The 17,830-nt window shown below is 65.2% G+C and carries 18 protein-coding genes; 7 read left to right on the plus strand and 11 right to left on the minus strand.

Annotation, left to right across the window (positions count from 1 at the left end; translation table 11 throughout):
* Positions 1–73: 73 nt before the first annotated feature.
* The 5 genes from HDC29_RS05435 to HDC29_RS05455 all read right to left on the minus strand — a co-directional run bounded on the left by HDC29_RS05435 (position 74) and on the right by HDC29_RS05455 (position 4,903).
* Positions 74–607, minus strand: coding sequence for a hypothetical protein (locus tag HDC29_RS05435; RefSeq protein WP_179495150.1), 534 nt, complete (start codon positions 605–607; stop codon positions 74–76).
* 190 nt (positions 608–797) lie between these two features.
* Positions 798–1,625 (minus strand): glycine zipper domain-containing protein, encoded by an 828-nt coding sequence (locus HDC29_RS05440; protein ID WP_179495159.1) that lies wholly within the window; start codon positions 1,623–1,625, stop codon positions 798–800.
* 114 nt (positions 1,626–1,739) lie between these two features.
* Positions 1,740–2,228, minus strand: a complete 489-nt coding sequence (locus HDC29_RS05445) for a GAF domain-containing protein (RefSeq protein WP_179495161.1) — start codon at positions 2,226–2,228, stop codon at positions 1,740–1,742.
* Positions 2,228–4,387, minus strand: a complete 2,160-nt coding sequence (locus HDC29_RS05450) for a prolyl oligopeptidase family protein (RefSeq protein WP_179495163.1) — start codon at positions 4,385–4,387, stop codon at positions 2,228–2,230. Before HDC29_RS05450 ends, HDC29_RS05445 begins: the two co-directional genes overlap by 1 nt.
* Before the next feature lie 186 nt (positions 4,388–4,573).
* Complete coding sequence (locus HDC29_RS05455; protein ID WP_179495165.1) at positions 4,574–4,903, minus strand: UrcA family protein; 330 nt, start codon at positions 4,901–4,903, stop codon at positions 4,574–4,576.
* A gap of 154 nt (positions 4,904–5,057) precedes the next feature.
* Here HDC29_RS05455 and HDC29_RS05460 point away from each other — a divergent pair, with 154 nt between their 5' ends.
* Entirely contained in the window at positions 5,058–5,939 is an 882-nt protein-coding gene (locus HDC29_RS05460) for a LysR family transcriptional regulator (RefSeq protein ID WP_179495167.1), read from the plus strand.
* A 6-nt stretch (positions 5,940–5,945) separates the two neighbouring features.
* Here the strand turns inward: HDC29_RS05460 and HDC29_RS05465 are convergent, their stop codons facing one another.
* Positions 5,946–6,443, minus strand: coding sequence for a hypothetical protein (locus tag HDC29_RS05465; protein ID WP_179495170.1), 498 nt, complete (start codon positions 6,441–6,443; stop codon positions 5,946–5,948).
* Between the two features lie 170 nt (positions 6,444–6,613).
* Here HDC29_RS05465 and dnaN point away from each other — a divergent pair, with 170 nt between their 5' ends.
* Positions 6,614–7,729 carry a DNA polymerase III subunit beta gene (gene dnaN / locus HDC29_RS05470; protein ID WP_179495172.1) on the plus strand — a complete coding sequence of 372 codons (1,116 nt, stop codon included), beginning with the start codon at positions 6,614–6,616 and terminating at the stop codon, positions 7,727–7,729.
* A gap of 107 nt (positions 7,730–7,836) precedes the next feature.
* On the opposite strand, the gene HDC29_RS05475 is transcribed toward dnaN, so the two are convergent.
* Complete coding sequence (locus HDC29_RS05475; RefSeq protein ID WP_179495174.1) at positions 7,837–9,180, minus strand: sorbosone dehydrogenase family protein; 1,344 nt, start codon at positions 9,178–9,180, stop codon at positions 7,837–7,839.
* Between the two features lie 171 nt (positions 9,181–9,351).
* Between HDC29_RS05475 and HDC29_RS05480 the strand changes: the two genes are divergently transcribed.
* A complete protein-coding gene (locus HDC29_RS05480; protein WP_179495176.1) occupies positions 9,352–9,567 on the plus strand; it encodes a hypothetical protein in 216 nt (71 codons plus the stop codon).
* Positions 9,568–9,570: 3 nt separating this feature from the next.
* Here the strand turns inward: HDC29_RS05480 and argC are convergent, their stop codons facing one another.
* From argC to HDC29_RS05495, 3 genes are all read right to left on the minus strand, one after another.
* The gene (gene argC / locus HDC29_RS05485; RefSeq protein ID WP_179495178.1) at positions 9,571–10,488 is read right to left on the minus strand and encodes an N-acetyl-gamma-glutamyl-phosphate reductase; all 918 of its coding nucleotides are present in this window, start codon (positions 10,486–10,488) and stop codon (positions 9,571–9,573) included.
* Positions 10,489–10,490: 2 nt separating this feature from the next.
* The gene (locus HDC29_RS05490; RefSeq protein ID WP_373562761.1) at positions 10,491–11,435 is read right to left on the minus strand and encodes a C40 family peptidase; all 945 of its coding nucleotides are present in this window, start codon (positions 11,433–11,435) and stop codon (positions 10,491–10,493) included.
* A gap of 85 nt (positions 11,436–11,520) precedes the next feature.
* Positions 11,521–12,924, minus strand: a complete 1,404-nt coding sequence (locus HDC29_RS05495) for a M17 family metallopeptidase (protein WP_179495180.1) — start codon at positions 12,922–12,924, stop codon at positions 11,521–11,523.
* A gap of 55 nt (positions 12,925–12,979) precedes the next feature.
* On the opposite strand from HDC29_RS05495, the gene HDC29_RS05500 reads away from it, so the two are divergent.
* The 3 genes from HDC29_RS05500 to HDC29_RS05510 are packed head-to-tail and all read left to right on the plus strand — an operon-like array spanning position 12,980 to position 14,965.
* Positions 12,980–13,807, plus strand: a complete 828-nt coding sequence (locus HDC29_RS05500; protein ID WP_179495182.1) for a DUF4163 domain-containing protein — start codon at positions 12,980–12,982, stop codon at positions 13,805–13,807.
* A 16-nt stretch (positions 13,808–13,823) separates the two neighbouring features.
* Entirely contained in the window at positions 13,824–14,759 is a 936-nt protein-coding gene (locus tag HDC29_RS05505; protein WP_179495184.1) for an SDR family oxidoreductase, read from the plus strand.
* Positions 14,760–14,782: 23 nt separating this feature from the next.
* Complete coding sequence (locus tag HDC29_RS05510) at positions 14,783–14,965, plus strand: DUF3008 family protein (protein ID WP_179495186.1); 183 nt, start codon at positions 14,783–14,785, stop codon at positions 14,963–14,965.
* A 3-nt stretch (positions 14,966–14,968) separates the two neighbouring features.
* Here the strand turns inward: HDC29_RS05510 and HDC29_RS05515 are convergent, their stop codons facing one another.
* Complete coding sequence (locus HDC29_RS05515; RefSeq protein ID WP_257018056.1) at positions 14,969–16,507, minus strand: NAD(P)/FAD-dependent oxidoreductase; 1,539 nt, start codon at positions 16,505–16,507, stop codon at positions 14,969–14,971.
* A 197-nt stretch (positions 16,508–16,704) separates the two neighbouring features.
* On the opposite strand from HDC29_RS05515, the gene HDC29_RS05520 reads away from it, so the two are divergent.
* Complete coding sequence (locus HDC29_RS05520; protein ID WP_179495188.1) at positions 16,705–17,829, plus strand: DUF47 family protein; 1,125 nt, start codon at positions 16,705–16,707, stop codon at positions 17,827–17,829.
* The last annotated feature ends 1 nt before the right edge of the window (position 17,830 follow it).

The following is a 17,830-nucleotide window of genomic DNA, read 5'->3' on the forward strand; positions in this document are numbered from 1 at the left end:
GGTTTTGCTGGCGTTCATAAAGGAAAAGGCCCCTCGCCGCGGGCGAGAGGCCTATTGCCGGTCCTCGATCCGGTCAGCCGAAACTGACATCGACGACGCGTCCGTTTTGATAGCTGCAGCCGAAGCTCCGTACCTCGCCGCCAAGGCGCGAAGCCGTGCCGGTGACATACCAGCCGCCGTTGTTGGATTCGGCTCCGGTGATGCTGTCGACGCGCGCGTCATTGCCCATCTCGCCTTCGACCGCCCAGCTGCATGCGTCGGCGGCGCGGCTTTCGGTTTCGCCCCGGCCATAAACGCCGCGCGTTGCGTCGTCGTCCTGAGAGTCGGGTTCGTAACGGGGCACCTCATATCGCTCGTCTTCCCGATATGGCGGATCGTACCGGTAATCGGGCGCCCGCTCGCGCCGGTCCTTGCTCGCGGCGCTGGCGATCGCGGCGATCGTCCCGATAATCAGCAGCCCGCCGAGCACGTCGCCGGTGCTGATCCGGTCGTGATGGCGATAGCCCCAGCCGCCATGGCGCCCGCGCGCTTCGGCGGGTGTCGCACTGAAGCCGACCGAGGTCAGGACGATTGCGGCCGCGGTCGCAAGGCTGGTCAGTTTGCGCATTGAGGGAAACTCCCCTGTGGCGAGCTCCGGACGGTCCGGCTCGCATATGGTCATGCTAGGCGCGCGATGCTTTCGCGGCGGTGAACCGTTGCTGTCGCAAGGCGAGGCGAGTCCCATGAAAAAGGCCCGCCATCCGGTGGATGACGGGCCTTGGGACCAGTTATAGGTGACCAGACCTATTCCTTGACTCTCAGCACACGCAGCGCGGCACCGGCTTGGGTTTCGGCTTCCATTTCTTCTTCGCCACATAGCGTTTCCGCACCGGGACATTTTCATAATAGGTACGCGTCGATGTCTCGACCGTCTCGGTCACGATCGGCGGTCCGTTGATGATCGTCGTGACGACGACGCCGGGCGTATAATAACCATAGCTATAACCATAACCGCCATGCCGGTAGGTGGTCGAATAGCCGCTGGGGCCATAACCGCCCTGATAATGGCCGCCTTGATAGCGAGCGCTGCGGCTCGACCACCATTCGTCGCATTTCCGCTTGTCCGCGGCGCTTCCGACTGCCGAGCCGGCGAGCGCGCCGACTCCGGCGCCGATCAGCGTGCCCGCGGCGCGGTCGCCGCGCCCGGCAATGCGGTTGCCGGCGATGCCCCCCACGAGCCCGCCGACAACCGCGCCGCCCACTGTGCCCCCCCGGCCACAGCGGCGTTCCATCTCCGCTTCATAATGCGGGTCGTACCCGCCGCTATAATATGGATCATAGGCAGGTGGCGGCGGATAGCCGGCGCCATACCCCTCTATCGTGCCCTCGTACCGGCCTTCGTAACGACGTCCGTCGGGCGCTTCGTAAGTGCCGTCCCAGGTACCGGTCCAGCGACCCTCGGCGTCATAGCTGCCATCGACGCGGCGATATTCCACCTCGCTCGGCACGCGGTCGGGATAGCCGGTGTAGACGCGTGTATCGGGATCGGCGGGAACGCCATAGTCGAGCGCCGGTTGTTCGGCGCGCGCATGGCCCGCCAGTAACAACGACCCCGCGGCCAGCCCCAACAACACGAACGTGCGCATGATTTGCTCCCTGTTCCCTCGGCCCGAACCGATTGGTTAACAACTTGTTAGCAAAAATGGCGTCTGTTCGCGAATCCGTTAACCGTGAAGTATCTGTCCCGATTTGGGGCGGGTTCAGCCGGCGAGTGATGCCGCTATGCGTGCCACCAGTGCCTCGGCACCCGCCTGATCGGCGGCGGTGAAGCGCGCCGGGAGCGGGCTGTCGAGGTCGAGCACGCCGACCAGCCGGTCGTTTGCGATTACCGGGACGACAAGCTCGCTACGGCTGTCGGCATCGCACGCGATATGGCCGGGAAAGGCGTGGACATCCTCCACCCGCTGCGTCGCGCGAAGCCGAGCGGCCGCGCCGCACACGCCCTTGTCGAGCGCGATACGGATGCACGCGGCCTTGCCCTGAAAGGGGCCGAGGACAAGTTCGGTCCCGTCGAAACGATAGAAGCCCGCCCAGTTGAGGTCCGGGATCGCCTGCCAGATCAGCGCCGCGATATTCGCCATATTGGCGATGCCGTCGCGCTCGCCCGCAACGAGCGCCGCGGCGGCGTCGCCCGCCTCGGCCCAGCGTTCGGCGGGATCGCTGGCGGTGAAGGCGAGAGTATAGGACATTATTCGACGTCCAGTCCGGTCCATTTCGCCGCAAAGGCATATTTGTCGGCGGCTTCGGCGATGATCTTGTCGGTCGGCTTGCCGCTGCCGTGGCCCGCGCGCGTTTCGACGCGGATCAGGTGCGGCTTGTCACCCGCCTTCGCATGCTGGAGCGCGGCGGTATATTTGAAGCTGTGCCCCGGCACGACGCGATCGTCGGTGTCGGCGGTGGTCACGAGCACGGCCGGATAGGAAACGCCATCCCTGATATTGTGATAGGGCGAATAGCCGAGCAGGTTCTTGAAATCGTCTTCCTTCGACGGATAGCCATAATCGTCGACCCAATAGCGCCCCGCAGTGAAGCGGTCGAAGCGCAGCATGTCCATGACGCCGACCGCGGGCAGCGCCGCGGCGAAGAGGTCGGGGCGCTGGTTGGTGACTGCGCCGACGAGCAGGCCGCCGTTCGACCCGCCCTCGATCGCGATCTGACCCTTGCTCGCGATGCCTTGCGCGATCAGATATTCGCCCGCGGCGATGAAATCGTCGAAGACATTCTGCTTCTTGTCCAGCCGGCCGGCATCGTGCCATGCCTTCCCATATTCGCCGCCGCCGCGCAGGTTCGCGATCGCGAGCACGCCGCCCTTGTCGACCCAGGCGAGCCGCGTCGGCGAAAAGGCCGGCGTCATCGACACGTTGAACCCGCCATAGCCATAGAGAAGCGTCGGCGAGCCCTTGCTGCGCTCGAGGCCCTTTTTCATCACGATGAACATCGGCACTTCGGTGCCGTCCTTCGATTTATAGAAGCGCTGCTCGACGCTGAAGTCGGCGGGCTTGAAGGTCAGTTTGGGCTCCGCGAAAATCTCGCTCTTCCCGGTCTGCGTGTCGAAGCGATAGATCGTGGTCGGCCGCGCATAGCTCGAAAAGGCGTAGAAGGTTTCGGGATCGCTCGACTTGCCGCCGAAGCCCGATGCGGCGCCGATGTCGGCGAGCTGGATGTTCGCGACCGGCTTGCCGTCGAGCGCGACCATTCGCGCCTCCGACTTCGCATCACCGAGGTAGGAAAGGATGATGCGGTCCCCGACGCGCGACGCGCCGACCAGCGTCGCGTCATTCTCGCCGACCAGCTGCGTCAGTTCGCCGGGCTTTTTGATGTCGAACGAGACGATCCGTCCGCGCGGCGCCCCCTTGTTGGTCAGGAAAGTGAAGCGCGTGCCCGCGTTGGTCACATATTCCCAGTTATTCGCAAAATCATCGACGAGGGTAATCGGCTTCGCGCCGCGCTTGCCGAGCGGATGGAGCGTCAGTCCATAGCGTTCGTCGGTCCCCTCGGACGAGATGACGAGCAGATATTTGCCGTCATCGGTGACGACCGCGCTGTTATTCAGTTTGGGCTTGTCCGGGGTCGCGTGGATCAGCACATCCTCGCTCTGCGGCGTGCCGAGCTTGTGGAAATAGACGCTGTGATTTTCGTTCAATGACTGGAATGCCTCGCCCTGCTCGGGCTCCGGGAAGCGCGAATAATAAAAGCCGCTGCCGTCCTTGGCCCAATCGAGGCCTGAGAATTTGACCCAGCGCACCTCGTCGGACAGGTCTTGCCCCGTCGCGACGTCCTTGACGCGCACGATGCGCCAGTCGGTGCCGCCGTCCTGCACCGAATAGAGGAGATGCTTGCCGTCCTCCGACGGGTTCCATTCGGCGAGCGCGGTCGCGCCGTCCTTGGCCCATAAATTGGGATCGATCAGCACGCGGCCTTCGCCCTTCAGCCCTTCGCGGACATAGAGTACCGATTGCGGCTGCAATCCGTCGTTGCGGCTGTAGAAATAGCGCGTTCCCGCCTTGGTCGGCAGGCCGAAGCGTTCGTAATTGTAAAGCTCGGTCATCCGCGCCTTGAACGCGTCGCGGCCGGGCAGCGTGTCGAGATAGGCGTCGGTCACCTTGTTCTGCGCCGCGACCCAGTCGGCGACCTCCGGATTGACGCGAACGTCGTCCTCCAGCCAGCGATAGGGATCGGCGACATCGACGCCGAACTGCGGCTCGACCGTGTCGCCGCGCGCCGTATCGGGATAGGCGAGCATCGGGGCAGGCGCCGACGCCGCCGCGGCTTCCGCCGCCTGTGCTGCCGCCGGAGTCATGGCGAGGGCAACCAGCGCGAGCGGGGCGGACAGGCTTTTACGGGGCATGGCAAGGCGACCTCAATCATCCAGGAAATTATCGTGCGCCTGTATGTAAGGATCAGCAAGGGGCGGGCAAGGGGATTCGATCACCATCCTTACAGGATCGTCGCCGAACCGGACAGCACGCCGGGACGGCGACCGTGCCCGGATCGCCGCCCCGGCTATCGGGGCCCTGCAACAGGGGCCCGGACGCTATTTGCGGATCGAACTGACCTGGATTTTCTGGTCACGCGTCGCGCTGGCGATCGCCAGATCGGCCTGCGCGGCAGCGACGCGCCGGGTGTCGCGGCGGCACTCGCGCACGTCGTTCTTTCCTTCGAGGTCATAGTCGGGCGCCGTTCCGCACACCGCGACGACGGCGCGCCAGATCCGGCGGTCGAGCGCCTTGGTGCCCGCCTCGGTCCTGAGGTCGAGGTCGCCGTGCGCGACGGCGACGCTCGGGTTCGCGGGAATCGCCTGCGCCGATGCGGGCTGGGCTGCCGAAAGCGTGGCGAAGGCAGCGAGGATCATAAGCTTTTGCATCTTCTGTCTCCATCGTCCGGCTCGGGGAGGAGGGGAGGAAGCCGGTGGAATCGTCAGATAATCGATCGGCGCGAACGACAGGAGCAACGATGTTGCCGCCTCATTCTGCAAAATTGCAGAATGAGGCGGAGGCGATTATGGCGCACAAGGCGTCATGTATGATTGGAACGACCTCAAGGCCTTTCTGGCGGTGGCGGAAACGGGCAGTACCTTGTCCGCCGCGCAGGCGCTGCGCGTCAGCCAGACGACCGTGGCCCGGCGGATCGCCGCACTGGAAGCGGCGACGGGTCTCAACCTGTTCGAGCGAAGGCAGGCGGGCTATACGCTGACCCCGGTGGGCGAAGCGATGCTGGCGAGCGCGGTGGCCGTCCGCGACGCCGCCGACCGCTTCGGCGAGGCGGCGGGCGCGCGGTCGCGCGATGCAGGCGGCACGGTCAGTCTGACGACGATGGAAATCTTCGCGGTGACCATCCTGCCGCCGATCCTCCGTGACCTTCGCGCCGCGCACCCGGCGATCCATATCGATCTCGACACGTCGGACGAACCGCGTGATCTTGCGGCCGGCGCCGCCGACATCGCGATCCGCAGCAGCAAGCAGCCGACGGGCGCGGGCCTCGTCGGGCGGCGCATCGCGGACAATCCTTGGACGGTCTATTGCAGCCGCGATTATGCGGACCGGCAAGGCATTCCGCACACGCGCGACGAACTCGCCGCCCATCCCTTCATCGGCGGTGGCGGCGGGGTGTGGGAACCCTATCAGGCTTGGCTGCGCCAATATGGGCTCGAGGAGTCGGTCGTGATGCGATATGACACCGCGTCCGGTCTGCTCGCCGGCGTGCGTGCGGGCATGGGCCTCACTGTCCTGCCGGCCTTCCTGGCCGACCGCGAAGCCGATCTGATCCGCTGCATCCCGCCAAAGAGCGAAGATACCACGGGGCTGTGGCTGCTCACGCACGAACGGCTGCGCCACGTCCCCCGCGTGCGGCTGGTCCTCGACTTTCTCGCCGCCGAACTTGCGAAGCTGGGTCGGGGCTAGGCGGCCTCAGCGCAGCCGCGCGCATCCCAGCGCCGCCGCGTCGATCGCGGTTGCGGCGCCGCGCAGGCGATAGGTGTCGGCGATCGCGCGGCCATCGCGCGTGCCGCTCTCGACGCTCATGCTCGGCGCCGACCGCATCGCCGCGACGATCGCGGCGTCCATGCGGGCGTCGCTCGCCCAGCCGTGCGCGCCGTTGCCGGTCAGGATGAAGCGGCGGCTGCCGATCGTCAGGCGCAACTCGCGGTGCGGCGCCCGCGCCTTTGACAGTCGGACGTAGAATTGGCCGCGGATGCGCGAGCTGGGCCAATAGCCGACGCTGGCATAGGCTTTCACTTTCGGTGTGCCTATCGTCGCGGCGGGCGCGGCGAGGGCATAGCAGCGCGGCGTCCCGGGATCGCGGAAGGCGCCCCAGCCGTCGAAAATGCCGAGCGCGGCGGGAGCGGCGGCAAACGTCGCTCCGGGCGTCGCCGCCGCAATCAGGAAAAGGAGGGCCCGCCGCCGCATCGCGCCTCGTTCGCGCGATTGCTGCCGCTTTGCAAGCATGGCTTGCACGTCGCGATGCTTGCGTTAAGGAAGGTGGGCATTTTCAGGGGCCAGAATCGGGGCGCGAATCGCCTCCGATGGTCTGTCCCTAAGGGACTTCTCCCGCGAAACACAGGGATGGCAGATTTAGAATGAAAGCGACGATCGAACGCGCAGTGTTGTTGAAAAGCCTCGGCCACGTCCAGTCGGTGGTCGAGCGGCGCAACACGATCCCGATCCTTTCGAACGTCCTGATCGAAGCCGACGCGTCGGGCCAACTGAAACTGATGGCGACCGACCTCGACCTGCAGGTCGTCGAAACGATCGCGGCGAAGGTCGAAACGCCGGGTACGACGACGGTGTCGGCGCACACGCTCTTTGAAATCGCGCGCAAACTGCCCGAAGGGTCGGAGGTCAGCCTGGCCGCCGCCGAGGGCAAGATGCAGGTCAAGGCCGGCCGCTCGAACTTCAACCTGCCGACGCTGCCGCGCGACGATTTCCCCGTGATCGCCGAGGGCGACCTGCCGACCAATTTCGAGCTGCCCGTCGCCGAGCTCATCCAGATCATCGACAAGACGCGCTTTGCCATCTCGACCGAGGAAACGCGCTATTATCTGAACGGCATCTTCTTCCACGTCGCCGACGATGCGAGCGGCCCGGTGCTGAAGGCTGCGGCCACCGACGGCCACCGCCTCGCGCGCTATACGGTCACGCGCCCCGACGGCGCCGCGTCGATGCCCGACGTCATCGTGCCCCGCAAATGCGTCGGTGAGATCCGCAAGCTGCTCGACGAGGCCGAGGGCAATGTCGAAATCAGCCTGTCGGCCAGCAAGATCCGTTTCCAGCTCGGCCATGCCGTGCTCACCTCGAAGCTGATCGACGGCACCTTCCCCGATTACAGCCGCGTCATCCCGACCGCGAACGACAAGCTGTTGAAGGTCGATCCGAAGAGCCTGTTCCAAGGCGTCGATCGCGTCTCGACGATCGCCAGCGAAAAGACCCGCGCGGTCAAGGTCGGGCTCGACAAGGACCGCATCACGCTGAGCGTCACCAGCCCCGAGAACGGGACCGCGGCCGAAGAACTGGCCGCCGCCTATGACAGCGAGGCGATGGAGATCGGTTTCAATGCCCGCTATTTGAGCGACATCCTCGGCCAGGTCGATGGCGACAATGTCGAGCTCCACCTCGCCGACGCCAACGCCCCGACGCTGATCCGCGAGAGCGAAAAGAGCCCGGCGCTCTATGTGCTGATGCCGATGCGGGTTTGATCCCGCGCCAGCAGCCCTTCATTGCGAGCGCAGCGAAGCAATCCAGAATGGCGTAAACCGCCCTGGATTGCTTCGCTGCGCTCGCAATGACGATATTTTCTTCGGACTCAACCCGCCTTCGCAACCCGCCAGATCACCCCGCCGGTATCGTCGGCGACGAGAGCGCTGCCGTCCTTTGCAACCTTGACGTCGGCCGGGCGGCCGCGGGTGGTTTCGCCGTCCTTGCCGAGGAACTGGTCGAGCAGCGTGACCGGGAGCGCGTCGGCGGGCTTGCCGTTCGCGCCGAACTTGACGAACACGACGTCATAGCCCGTCGCGGGCTCGCGGTTCCACGATCCGTGGCGCGCGATCAGCGCGCCGTTTGCCCAGCGTTCACCTAGGTCGAGGCCGTCCGTAAAGGTCATGCCGAGCGGAGCGGTGTGCGCGCCGAGGCCATATTCGGGGCGCTTCACATATTGCCGGCGATCCTCGCCCTCGGGCGCGACGCGCGGGTCGATGAAGCCGCCCCAATAATACCAGGGCCAGCCATAGAAATCGCCCTCGTCGAGGTCGGTCAGATAGTCGGGGACAAGGTCGCTGCCGAGCATGTCGCGTTCGTTGACGACGGTCCACAGCCGGTCGGAGCCGGGGTAGAAGGCGAGACCGACGGGGTTGCGGATGCCCGCGGCGAAGGTGCGCATATATTTATTCTCGGGCCGCACCTCGAGCACGCTGGCACGGCGGAACTCGCGGTTCATGCCCGCTTCGCCGATGTTCGAATCGGCGCCGACGCCGATGTAGAGCCAGCCGTTGGGCGCGGCGGCCAAGCTTTTGGTCCAGTGGCGGTTGGTTCCCTTGGCGGGCAGATCAACGACCTTCGCCGGCTTGCCGCTCATCTTCGTCTCGCCTTCGGCATAAGGAAAGGCGAGCAGCGCATCGGTGTTGGCGACATAGAGCGTGTCGCCGACGAGGGCCATGCCATAGGGCGAGTTTAGGCCGGTGATATAGGCGGTCTTCACCTCGGCCTTGCCGTCGCCATCGGCGTCGCGGAGCAGGGTGATGCGGTTCGCCGACGGACGGCGTCCCGCGCCGCCCTTGCCCATCAGATTCTTCATCACCGCGCCCTGAACGCCGCCGTCCTTGCGCGGCGGGCTCTGCGATTCGGCGACGAGTACATCGCCGTTAGGCAGCACCAGCATCGTGCGCGGATGATCGAGACCCTCGGCAAAGCGCGCGACGGTGAGCCCCTGCGCGACGCGCGGCGCCTGGCCCGCAGCCCAGCTCGTCGCCTCGGGAACGTTGATCGTCGGGAACGTCTCGGTGCGCTGCGAGGCCATCACCGGCACCCGGCCGCTGAGTTCCGCGGTCGAGAAGCGCGCCACGTCGGGCCGCGACATGATGTAGAGCGTGACGCCGCCAGCGATCAGCAGCAGCAGCAGGGCGAGGGCGGCATATTTCAGGAACTTGCGCATGCGGCCTGTCTACACGGGCGGCGCGCGGCGTCAAAGGGGTTGCGAAGGCGGGTTAAGGGTTAACCGGCGACGGCTTGCGATTAACCTTACCCGATCGTTCATCACGGTTGGGAACGGGGCGGTGAGGCGCGGCGCGTAGGAGGGGAGTCCAAGTAACGGACCAGGAAGCCGATGTTTCTGCCAGCACCCTTTCTTTCTGATCGCGCCGCGGTCGAGGATGCCCATGCGCTGATCATGATGCATGGCGAGGAAGCCGGGTTCGCGGCAGCGGCGCGCGCAGAGCAGTATCGCGCGCTCGGCAATCACGTCCATTTCGCGCGCTGGCGCCAGATCGAGCGACTGATCACCTATTTGTCGGTCGAGGATGTCCTCGACACGGTGCATTAGGGTTTACAGCCGCAGGCCCGCAGTTTCGGGCAATCCCGCCATGATGTTGAGATTCTGGACGCAGGCGCCGCTTGCGCCCTTGCCAAGATTGTCGAGCCGCGCGACGAGGCGCAACTGCCGGCCCGCAGGATCGGCGAATACGGTCAGTTCCATCCGGTCGGTCGCCTCGTCATGCTTGCCGAGCAGCAGTTCGCTCTCGTCGCCGCGCCGCACGGTCACCAATTCGGATCCGTCGAAATGCGCGGTGAGGGTGTCGAGGACCGCGTCGGCGGCCGGCGCGTCGAAGCTCAGCGGCACCTCGACGAGCATCCCGCGATAGACGGGGACGACGGCCGGCGCGAATAGCGGCGGATGCGCCAGACCCGCGCCCTTTTGCATCTCGGGCACATGCTTGTGATCGAGCGACAGGCCGTAGCTGCGGAAGCCAAGGTCGGGTTCGGCCTCGAACCGCGCGATCAGATCCTTGCCGCCGCCCGAATAGCCCGACACGGCATTGATGCTGAGCCGGGCGTCGGCGGAAACAATGCCCGTCGCGACCAGCGGCGCGACGAGCGCGAGGAAGCCGGTCGGATAGCAGCCGGGGTTGCTGACGCGCGTGGAGGCGGCGATCGCTGCGCGCTGCCCGGCGTTCAGTTCGGGAAAGCCGTAAGCCCAGCCGGCGGCGACGCGATGCGCGGTCGATGCGTCGATGACCTTCGTGCGATCGTTTCCGATCATCGCCACCGCTTCGCGCGCCGCGTCGTCGGGCAGGCAGAGGATGACGAAATCGGCCTCGTTCAGCGCTTCGCGCCGCGCAGCGGCATCCTTGCGGCGTGCCTCGTCAAGCGCGATCAGCGAAAATTCGCTCCGCCCGGCGAGGCGCTCGGCGATTTCGAGGCCCGTCGTTCCCGCCGCGCCGTCGATGAAAACCGTCTGTGTCATGATTATCGCAGTCTTTTATATCCGCTCACCGGCGGATCATGGTCCTTGGCAGCCGAGCGTGCGACGACCTCGGCCAGCGGTTCCGCCTTCACCGCCATCCATCGTCGGCTGGCATGAATGATGTTCTGCCCGTCGGCCATGATGCCGACATGGCCGGGAAAGAAGACGAGGTCGCCGCGCGCCAGCGCCGAAGGACCGACATCTTTGTCGGCGCCGAGGGCGGCAAGCTGTAAATCGCTGTCGCGCGGCAACTGGACGCCCGCTGCGCTCCAGACGAGCTGGACGAGACCCGAGCAATCGATGCCCTTCGCGGTGCGCCCGCCCCAGAGGTAGGGCGTGCCGATCATCTGCTCCGCCAGTTCGGCAGGATCGCGGTCTTGCGCGCCGACTTCGGCGAGCGCGGCCAGCGGCAGGTAGCCGTGCGAGGTTGCGAGCCATTCGCCTTCGACTTCGCCCATCACCAGCGCGCCGCGCGGCAGGACGGCGGGGCCGCCGCTCGCGGCGTCGGGTGCGCTGTGGAGCATAGCTTCGATCATTTCGACGCGGTGGGTCGGCGCGATCGGTGCGGCAAGCGCTTCGGCCGCGAGATAGCCGACATAATGGTCGGCGAGGCAATAGCCCCAGGCCCAGCCGCCGGTGAGATCGAGCAAGGCAAAGCCTTCGCCGAACAGCAATTCACTCGTCTGGTCGGCATCGACCGACGGGGACGCGCGCAGCGATGCGGCGGGGAGGACGCCGCTCCGCATCATCGGCGCAGCATAATGCGGGGCGAAATGCGTGCCGGCGATAGCGATGTCGGCAAGGTCGGGGCGGATCGCCACGACGCGCGGATCGAAGGCTTGCGAAGTTCCCGTCAGGCCGAACCGGTCGCGGCCGGCACCCACCGTGCCGGGGCGCCCCATGCGCACGCGATTTGCCGCTGAATGTTCGCCGCTGTCTACTGTCACTTGCCGTCCCGATGAAACCCGAGGTCCGCCGAGCGCGGACAATCGCGGGCCATTAGACCAGCAGGACCTCCATTATCAAGAATGTTCAGCTTTTCGCACGCCGGTCGTAGCGCGTCTGGAGCATCGCCCATGCGGCGCGCAGCCCCAGCGCCGCGCCGCCCTTCGGGCGTCCGGGCTTGGCCGAGGGACGCCATGCGAAGGTATCGAGATGCGCCCAAGCCACCCCGTCGGGGATGAAGCGTTTCAGGAACAAGGCCGCGGTGATCGACCCCGCGAAGGGCGAACTGCCCGCATTGCCAAGGTCGGCGATATCGGTTTCGAGCAGGTCGGCATAGCCATCCCACAGCGGCATCCGCCACAGGGGATCGTCGCGTTCGATCCCGCCTGCGAGCATCGCCTCGGCAAGATCGTCGTCGTTCGTGAAGAGCGGCGGCAGGTCGGGGCCGAGCGCGACGCGTGCTGCGCCCGTCAGCGTCGCGAAATCGACGATCAGCTCGGGCTTGGCTTCGCCGGCCTTCGTCAGCGCGTCCCCCAGCACGAGCCGGCCCTCGGCGTCGGTATTGCCGATCTCGACGGTCAAACCCTTGCGACTCTTGAGCACATCGCCGGGGCGGAAAGCGTCCGCCGAAATCGCGTTTTCGGCCGCCGCGACCAGACAGTGAAGCCGCACCGGCAGCCCGCTCGCCATCACCAGTTCGGCGAGCGCGAGCACATGCGCCGCGCCGCCCATATCCTTTTTCATCAGCCGCATCCCTGCCGCAGGCTTGATGTCAAGCCCGCCGCTGTCGAAGCTAATCCCCTTGCCGACCAGCGCGACGCGCGGGTGATCCTCCTTGCCCCATATGATCTCGATCAGCCGCGGCGCATGATGCTTCGCCGCCGCGCGCCCGACCGCGTGGATCATCGGATAGCCTTGTTCGAGCGCCTCGCCCTTGGTGACGCTGAGCTTGCCGCCATGCGCCTTGGCGATGCGCTCGGCTTCTTTCTCGATCGCGGCGGGACCCATGTCGGCGGCGGGCGTGTTGACGAGGTTTCGGACGAGCGCGACCGCGCGCATCTCCGCCACCATCGGCGCGATCGCGCCGACGTCGGTTGTGAGCAGGGCGCGCGGGCCTTTCGCCGGTGCGTTCGATTTATAGGTGTCGAAACGATATTGCGCGCTCATCCAGCCGAACAGCGCCTTGCCGGGTTGCTGGCCTTCGAGGCGGTAGCGGCCTTCGGGAAGGATTTGCCCCAGCTTGGCGAGGCACCAGGCCGACAGGCTCTCCACGTTCGCGACGGCGGTGACGACTGCCCATTTTTCGGGATCGTCGCCCGGCAGGATCGCATGGACGAATGCGTCGGGTTTGAAACCGACCGCAGCCAGATGGGCGCGTTCGCGCGCGCTGCGGCTCTTCAGCCATTCGTCATAGCCCTTTTTGTCGACGAGATGGATCGGGCGGGCATCCTGTCCCTTGTCGGGCTGGATCAGGTCGGAATAGTCGATCATGAGAGCCGTGCTAAGCCGCCCGGGATATTTTGTCGATTCCCGGCGTTATGTCGGCATGACGATCGACACATCCTGGCGAAACGCCATCCCGATCCTGGCCGGCGCGCTGCTGCTGGCGGGCTGTTCCGAAGACCGGCCGACGAAGGCGGATAAGGTCGCCGCGGCATCGGTGCCCGGCGCGCCGCCGCAAGGCGCCGCCGATGAGGCCGCGAAGAATGCGGCGGCATCGAACGTCAGCGAAAGCGACGAACTGGTCGAATTCGCCTATGCCTATCCCGTGGAGGCGGCGCGGATTCCCGAGCTGGCGAAAGCGCTCGACGGCGACCGGAAGGCAAAACGCGAAGCGTTGATCGCGGCGGCACGGCGCGACAAGGACGCGGCCGAGAAGGATGGCTACCCTTACCGCAAACATAGCCACCGCCAGACGTGGCAGCGCGTCACCAGCACGCCGCGCTTCCTCAGCCTGTCGGCGGAGATCGAAACCTATTCGGGCGGCGCCCACGGAATGCAGACCTTCGACACGCTGATCTGGGACCGCAACCGGCGCAAGCAGATGAAGCCGCTCGACCTTTTCCAGAGCAGCGCGGCCTTCGATGCCGTAGTCCGCGATGCCTTTTGCGCCGGGATCAAACGCGCGAAGGCGGCGAAGGGGATCGAGGAGGCGCCCGACAGCGTCTTTGCCAAATGCCCGCCGGCGTCGGCGCAGACGGTGTGGCTCGGCTCGTCGGACGGGCGGTATCTCGACCGGCTGACGGTCGCGATCGCGCCCTATGAAATCGGCGCCTATGCCGAGGGAAGTTACAAGGTGAACCTCCCGATGACCGGCGCGCTCGTCAAGGTCGTGAAGGACGAGTTCGCGCGCGATTTCCTCCCTATCAACTGAACCGAAGGAAAAGCCCATGGCGAAGCAGCCCAAGGCCGGCAAGGTCGGCGAAAACACGAAAGAAAAGAAGGGCAAGCGGAGCGCGGCGGCGAAGCTGCGCCGCGAGGTGGGGGGCGACAAGACGATAGCCAGGCCGCCATCCGACCGCGAAGCCGATCTCGACCGCGCACCGAAATGGGAGCCGCGCTATCCGGGGTCGGGCCGGCTCGACGGCAAGGTGGCGATCGTTACCGGCGGCGATAGCGGCATCGGCCGCGCAGTCTGCGCGCTGTTCGCGCGCGAGGGCGCCGACGTCGCGCTCGTCTATCTCGAAAACCGGGACGATGCGGTCGAGACTGCCGCGATCGTCGAGGCCGAAGGACGGCGCGCGATCGCGATCAAGGCCGATGTCGGCAAACCCAGGATGGGCGAGAAAATCGTCGCGCAGACGGTCGAGAAACTCGGTCGCCTCGACATCCTCGTCAACAATGCCGGCGAGCAGCATCCGGCGGCGGACATTCGCGATATCAGCGAAGATCAGCTGCAGCGAACCTTCGCAACCAACATTTTCGGCATGTTCTATCTGGTGCAGGCGGCGCTGCCGCACCTCAAAAAAGGGTCGGCGATCATCAATTGCACCAGCGTGACGATGTATCAGGGATCGAAGGGCCTGCTCGATTACAGCGCCACCAAGGGTGCGATCACCGCCTTCACCCGCTCGCTCAGCGAAAACCTGGTCGAAAAGGGGATTCGCGTGAACGGCGTTGCGCCCGGCCCGATCTGGACTCCGCTCAACCCGCGCGGCGGCGCGCCGGTGGAGAAGGTTGCGACGTTCGGCGAAGGCACCCCGATGAAGCGTCCCGGCGAACCCAATGAGGTCGCGCCCGCCTTCCTGTTCCTCGCCTGCGACGACAGCAGCTATATGTCGGGTCAGGTGCTGCATCCGAACGGCGGCACGATCGTTAATGGTTAGCGGGGCGGCAAAGGAGAAAGACCATGCCAGCTAAGTCCAAAGCCCAGCAGAAAGCCGCCGGCGCGGCGCTCAGTGCCAAGCGCGGCGACACGCCCAAGTCGAAGCTCAAGGGCGCGTCGAAAGAGATGGCCGACAGCATGACCGAAAAGCAACTCGAGGATTTCGCCAAGGGCTCGACCAAGGGCAAGCCCGAGCACGCCGACTAAAGCTTACTCGGCTGCTTCGAGTTCCGCTGGAGCCGCCGCGACCTTCGCCCTCGCATTGGTGAAGGTCAGCACGCCATCGGCGATCGCCCCGGTCCGCATGTCGATCCGGTCCTGGACATAATGCTGGCTGAGCCGCCAGGGCAGGGTGGCCGTGCTCTTCGGCATGATGTGCAGCGAACGCTGGATATAGCCCGACGAGAAGTCGAAGACATTTTCTTCCTGGAGGCTCGACGGATCGGCGAGCGCCGGCGTCGCTACCGTCGTTCCCGTGTCGCGCATATGGTTGAGCACGCGGCAGACATATTCGGACACGATGTCGGCCCGCAGCGTCCAGCTCGCATTGAGATAGCCGAACACCGCCGAGAAGTTCGGAACGTTCGAGAACATGCACGCCTTGTAATAGAAATGTTCGTTCCAGTGGACGGGCGCGCCATCGACACGCACCGGGATTTTGCCAGCGACCGCAAGCTTCAGGCCGGTCGCTGTGATGATGATGTCGGCGTCGAGATGCTTGCCCGATTTGAGCTGGATGCCCGTCGCATCGAACCGCTCGATATGGTCGGTCACCACCGACGCTCTGCCTGCCTTCATCGCCTCGAAGAAATCGGCGTCGGGGACGAGGCACAGCCGCTGTTCCCAGGGGTTGTAGGGCGGGGTGAAGGCCTCGGCATCATAATGGTCGCCGAGGCTTGCCTTCAGCTTCTTGGTCAGGAACTCCTTGACCTTCTCGGGCCTCTCTCGCGCGCGGCGGAAGGCTATGTCCTGCAGCCGGACGTTCTTGAAGCGCGTGATCCTGTACGCCAGTTTTTCGGGCAGGAATTTGCGCAGGAAATTGGCGAAGCCGTCCTTCGCCGGGCGGATGAAATACCAGGTCGGCGTGCGCTGGAGCATCGTGACGTGCGCGGCTTCCTTCATCGAAGGGACGATGGTGACCGCGGTGGCGCCCGACCCGATCACGACGATCTTCTTGTCCTTGTAATCAAGATCCTTCGGCCAGAATTGCGGGTGGATGATCTGTCCCTGAAAATCCTCACGCCCCGCGAACTGCGCGTCGAAGGGCTCGTCATAATCATAATAGCCCGAACCGAGATAGAGCCAGCGCGCGGTCGTCGTCGTTGTCGCGCCCTTGCCGTCTTCCATCGTGACCGTCCAGCGCGCGGCTGAGCTGTCCCAGTCGGCGCCGACGACCTTGCGGTCGAAGCGGATGCGCTCGCGAATATGGCGCTCGTCGACGATCCGGTTGAGATAGTCGAGGATCGCCGGCCCATCGGCGATCGACTTTTCATGTTTCCACGGTTCGAAGATGAAGCCGAGCGTGTGCATGTCGCTGTCCGAACGGATGCCGGGGTAACGGAACAGGTCCCAGGTGCCGCCAAGCTGTTCGCGGCGCTCGACGAGTGTGAAGCTGCGGTCCGGGCAATTCATCTGCAGATGCACGGCCATGCCGATGCCCGAAATGCCGGCGCCGACAATCAGCACGTCCTGATCGACCGGTGCAGCCTTTGCGTCCACGGGGCGTTCCATCGTCGCCGTGCCTGCCATCGTTTCGTCTCCCATCTGTCTTTGGGAGGCAGCTTACGCACCGCGTTGCATTTTGCAATCGAATTGACAGCCGTGAAAGTAGGGGCCGAAACGGCGGCGCTCCCCTTGTCGCTGTCACATTATTGTCATAGGGGCGAAACCCGATTGTCATCATTCTGCCATCGCGCCGTACCAACCATAGGAAAGGATTGATCTAAATGCGCCAGATCGCGGTCCTACCCTATCGATTCGGCGGACCTCAGCAGGACGGTCCGACCGAAATTCTTTTGATCACATCGCGCGAGACCAGGCGCTGGGTGGTGCCGAAGGGCAATCCGCTGAACGGTATGACGCGTCACGCCGCCGCAGCGGTCGAAGCCGAGGAAGAGGCGGGGGTGATCGGCGCGGTCTGCCCGACGCCGATCGGCAGTTATGAATATAGGAAGCGCCGCGCGAACGGCGCGTCGATCATGTACAACGTCGAAGTCTTCCCTCTCGCGGTGACGAACGAACTCGACGACTGGAAGGAAATGGACGAACGCGACCGCAAATGGTTCTCGTTCAGTGACGCCGCGTCGGCGGTCGACGAGCCCGATTTGCAAGCGCTGATCCGCTCGTTCGGCGACAGCGGCTTCCGCGCCGTCGCCCAGCCGCGCGGGGTCGCCCATAATGTAGCCGACAAGACAGGGGTTAGCTGGATGTTCGCATGGTTTCAGCGTTTGCTGCCGCGACAGGGAAATTTCTTTGAATTGTTCGAAAGCCACGCCGCAACGCTCGTCGCCGGCGCCAATGCGCTGTCGCGCATGCTGCAGGGCGGCGAGGGAATGGCCGACCATGTGCAGGAAATCATCGAGCGCGAGCATGACGCTGATGCGATCACCCGCGAAGTGCTGCAGACCGTCCGCCGCACTTTCCTGACCCCGTTCGACCGCAGCGCCATTACCGACCTGATCGCCTCGATGGACGACGCGATCGACGAGATGCAGAAGACCGCGGGCGCGGTCGACCTCTATGACGTTACCGAATTCGAGCCCGAAATGCGCGATATAGCGGGCATCATCGTCGATGCCGCGCGCCTCACCGCCGAGGCGCTGCCGCTGCTCCGCAACATCGGCGCCAACGGTCCGCGCCTTCACGAACTCACCGAGCGGCTGGTGCGGATGGAAGGGCACGCCGACGAAATTCACGCCGCCGGGCTCAAGCGCCTGTTCCGCGAGCATGGCGAGGCGAATCCGACGCGCTTCCTGATCGCGCGTGAACTTTTCCGCCATCTCGAACGCGTCACCGACAGTTTCGAGGACGTCGCGAACGAAATCGACGGCCTAGTCATCGACCACGCGTAAG

The organism is Sphingopyxis sp. JAI108 (assembly GCF_013410105.1).
In the GTDB taxonomy this organism is placed as follows: domain Bacteria; phylum Pseudomonadota; class Alphaproteobacteria; order Sphingomonadales; family Sphingomonadaceae; genus Sphingopyxis; species Sphingopyxis chilensis.

Coding starts and splice junctions, on each gene's coding strand:
- HDC29_RS05435 (WP_179495150.1), bottom strand. CDS start 607: ATGCGCAAACTGACCAGCCTTGCGACCGCGGCCGCAATCGTCCTGACC.
- HDC29_RS05440 (WP_179495159.1), bottom strand. CDS start 1,625: ATGCGCACGTTCGTGTTGTTGGGGCTGGCCGCGGGGTCGTTGTTACTG.
- HDC29_RS05445 (WP_179495161.1), bottom strand. CDS start 2,228: ATGTCCTATACTCTCGCCTTCACCGCCAGCGATCCCGCCGAACGCTGG.
- HDC29_RS05450 (WP_179495163.1), bottom strand. CDS start 4,387: ATGCCCCGTAAAAGCCTGTCCGCCCCGCTCGCGCTGGTTGCCCTCGCC.
- HDC29_RS05455 (WP_179495165.1), bottom strand. CDS start 4,903: ATGCAAAAGCTTATGATCCTCGCTGCCTTCGCCACGCTTTCGGCAGCC.
- HDC29_RS05460 (WP_179495167.1), top strand. CDS start 5,058: ATGTATGATTGGAACGACCTCAAGGCCTTTCTGGCGGTGGCGGAAACG.
- HDC29_RS05465 (WP_179495170.1), bottom strand. CDS start 6,443: ATGCGGCGGCGGGCCCTCCTTTTCCTGATTGCGGCGGCGACGCCCGGA.
- dnaN (WP_179495172.1), top strand. CDS start 6,614: ATGAAAGCGACGATCGAACGCGCAGTGTTGTTGAAAAGCCTCGGCCAC.
- HDC29_RS05475 (WP_179495174.1), bottom strand. CDS start 9,180: ATGCGCAAGTTCCTGAAATATGCCGCCCTCGCCCTGCTGCTGCTGCTG.
- HDC29_RS05480 (WP_179495176.1), top strand. CDS start 9,352: ATGTTTCTGCCAGCACCCTTTCTTTCTGATCGCGCCGCGGTCGAGGAT.
- argC (WP_179495178.1), bottom strand. CDS start 10,488: ATGACACAGACGGTTTTCATCGACGGCGCGGCGGGAACGACGGGCCTC.
- HDC29_RS05495 (WP_179495180.1), bottom strand. CDS start 12,924: ATGATCGACTATTCCGACCTGATCCAGCCCGACAAGGGACAGGATGCC.
- HDC29_RS05500 (WP_179495182.1), top strand. CDS start 12,980: ATGACGATCGACACATCCTGGCGAAACGCCATCCCGATCCTGGCCGGC.
- HDC29_RS05505 (WP_179495184.1), top strand. CDS start 13,824: ATGGCGAAGCAGCCCAAGGCCGGCAAGGTCGGCGAAAACACGAAAGAA.
- HDC29_RS05510 (WP_179495186.1), top strand. CDS start 14,783: ATGCCAGCTAAGTCCAAAGCCCAGCAGAAAGCCGCCGGCGCGGCGCTC.
- HDC29_RS05515 (WP_257018056.1), bottom strand. CDS start 16,507: ATGGCAGGCACGGCGACGATGGAACGCCCCGTGGACGCAAAGGCTGCA.
- HDC29_RS05520 (WP_179495188.1), top strand. CDS start 16,705: ATGCGCCAGATCGCGGTCCTACCCTATCGATTCGGCGGACCTCAGCAG.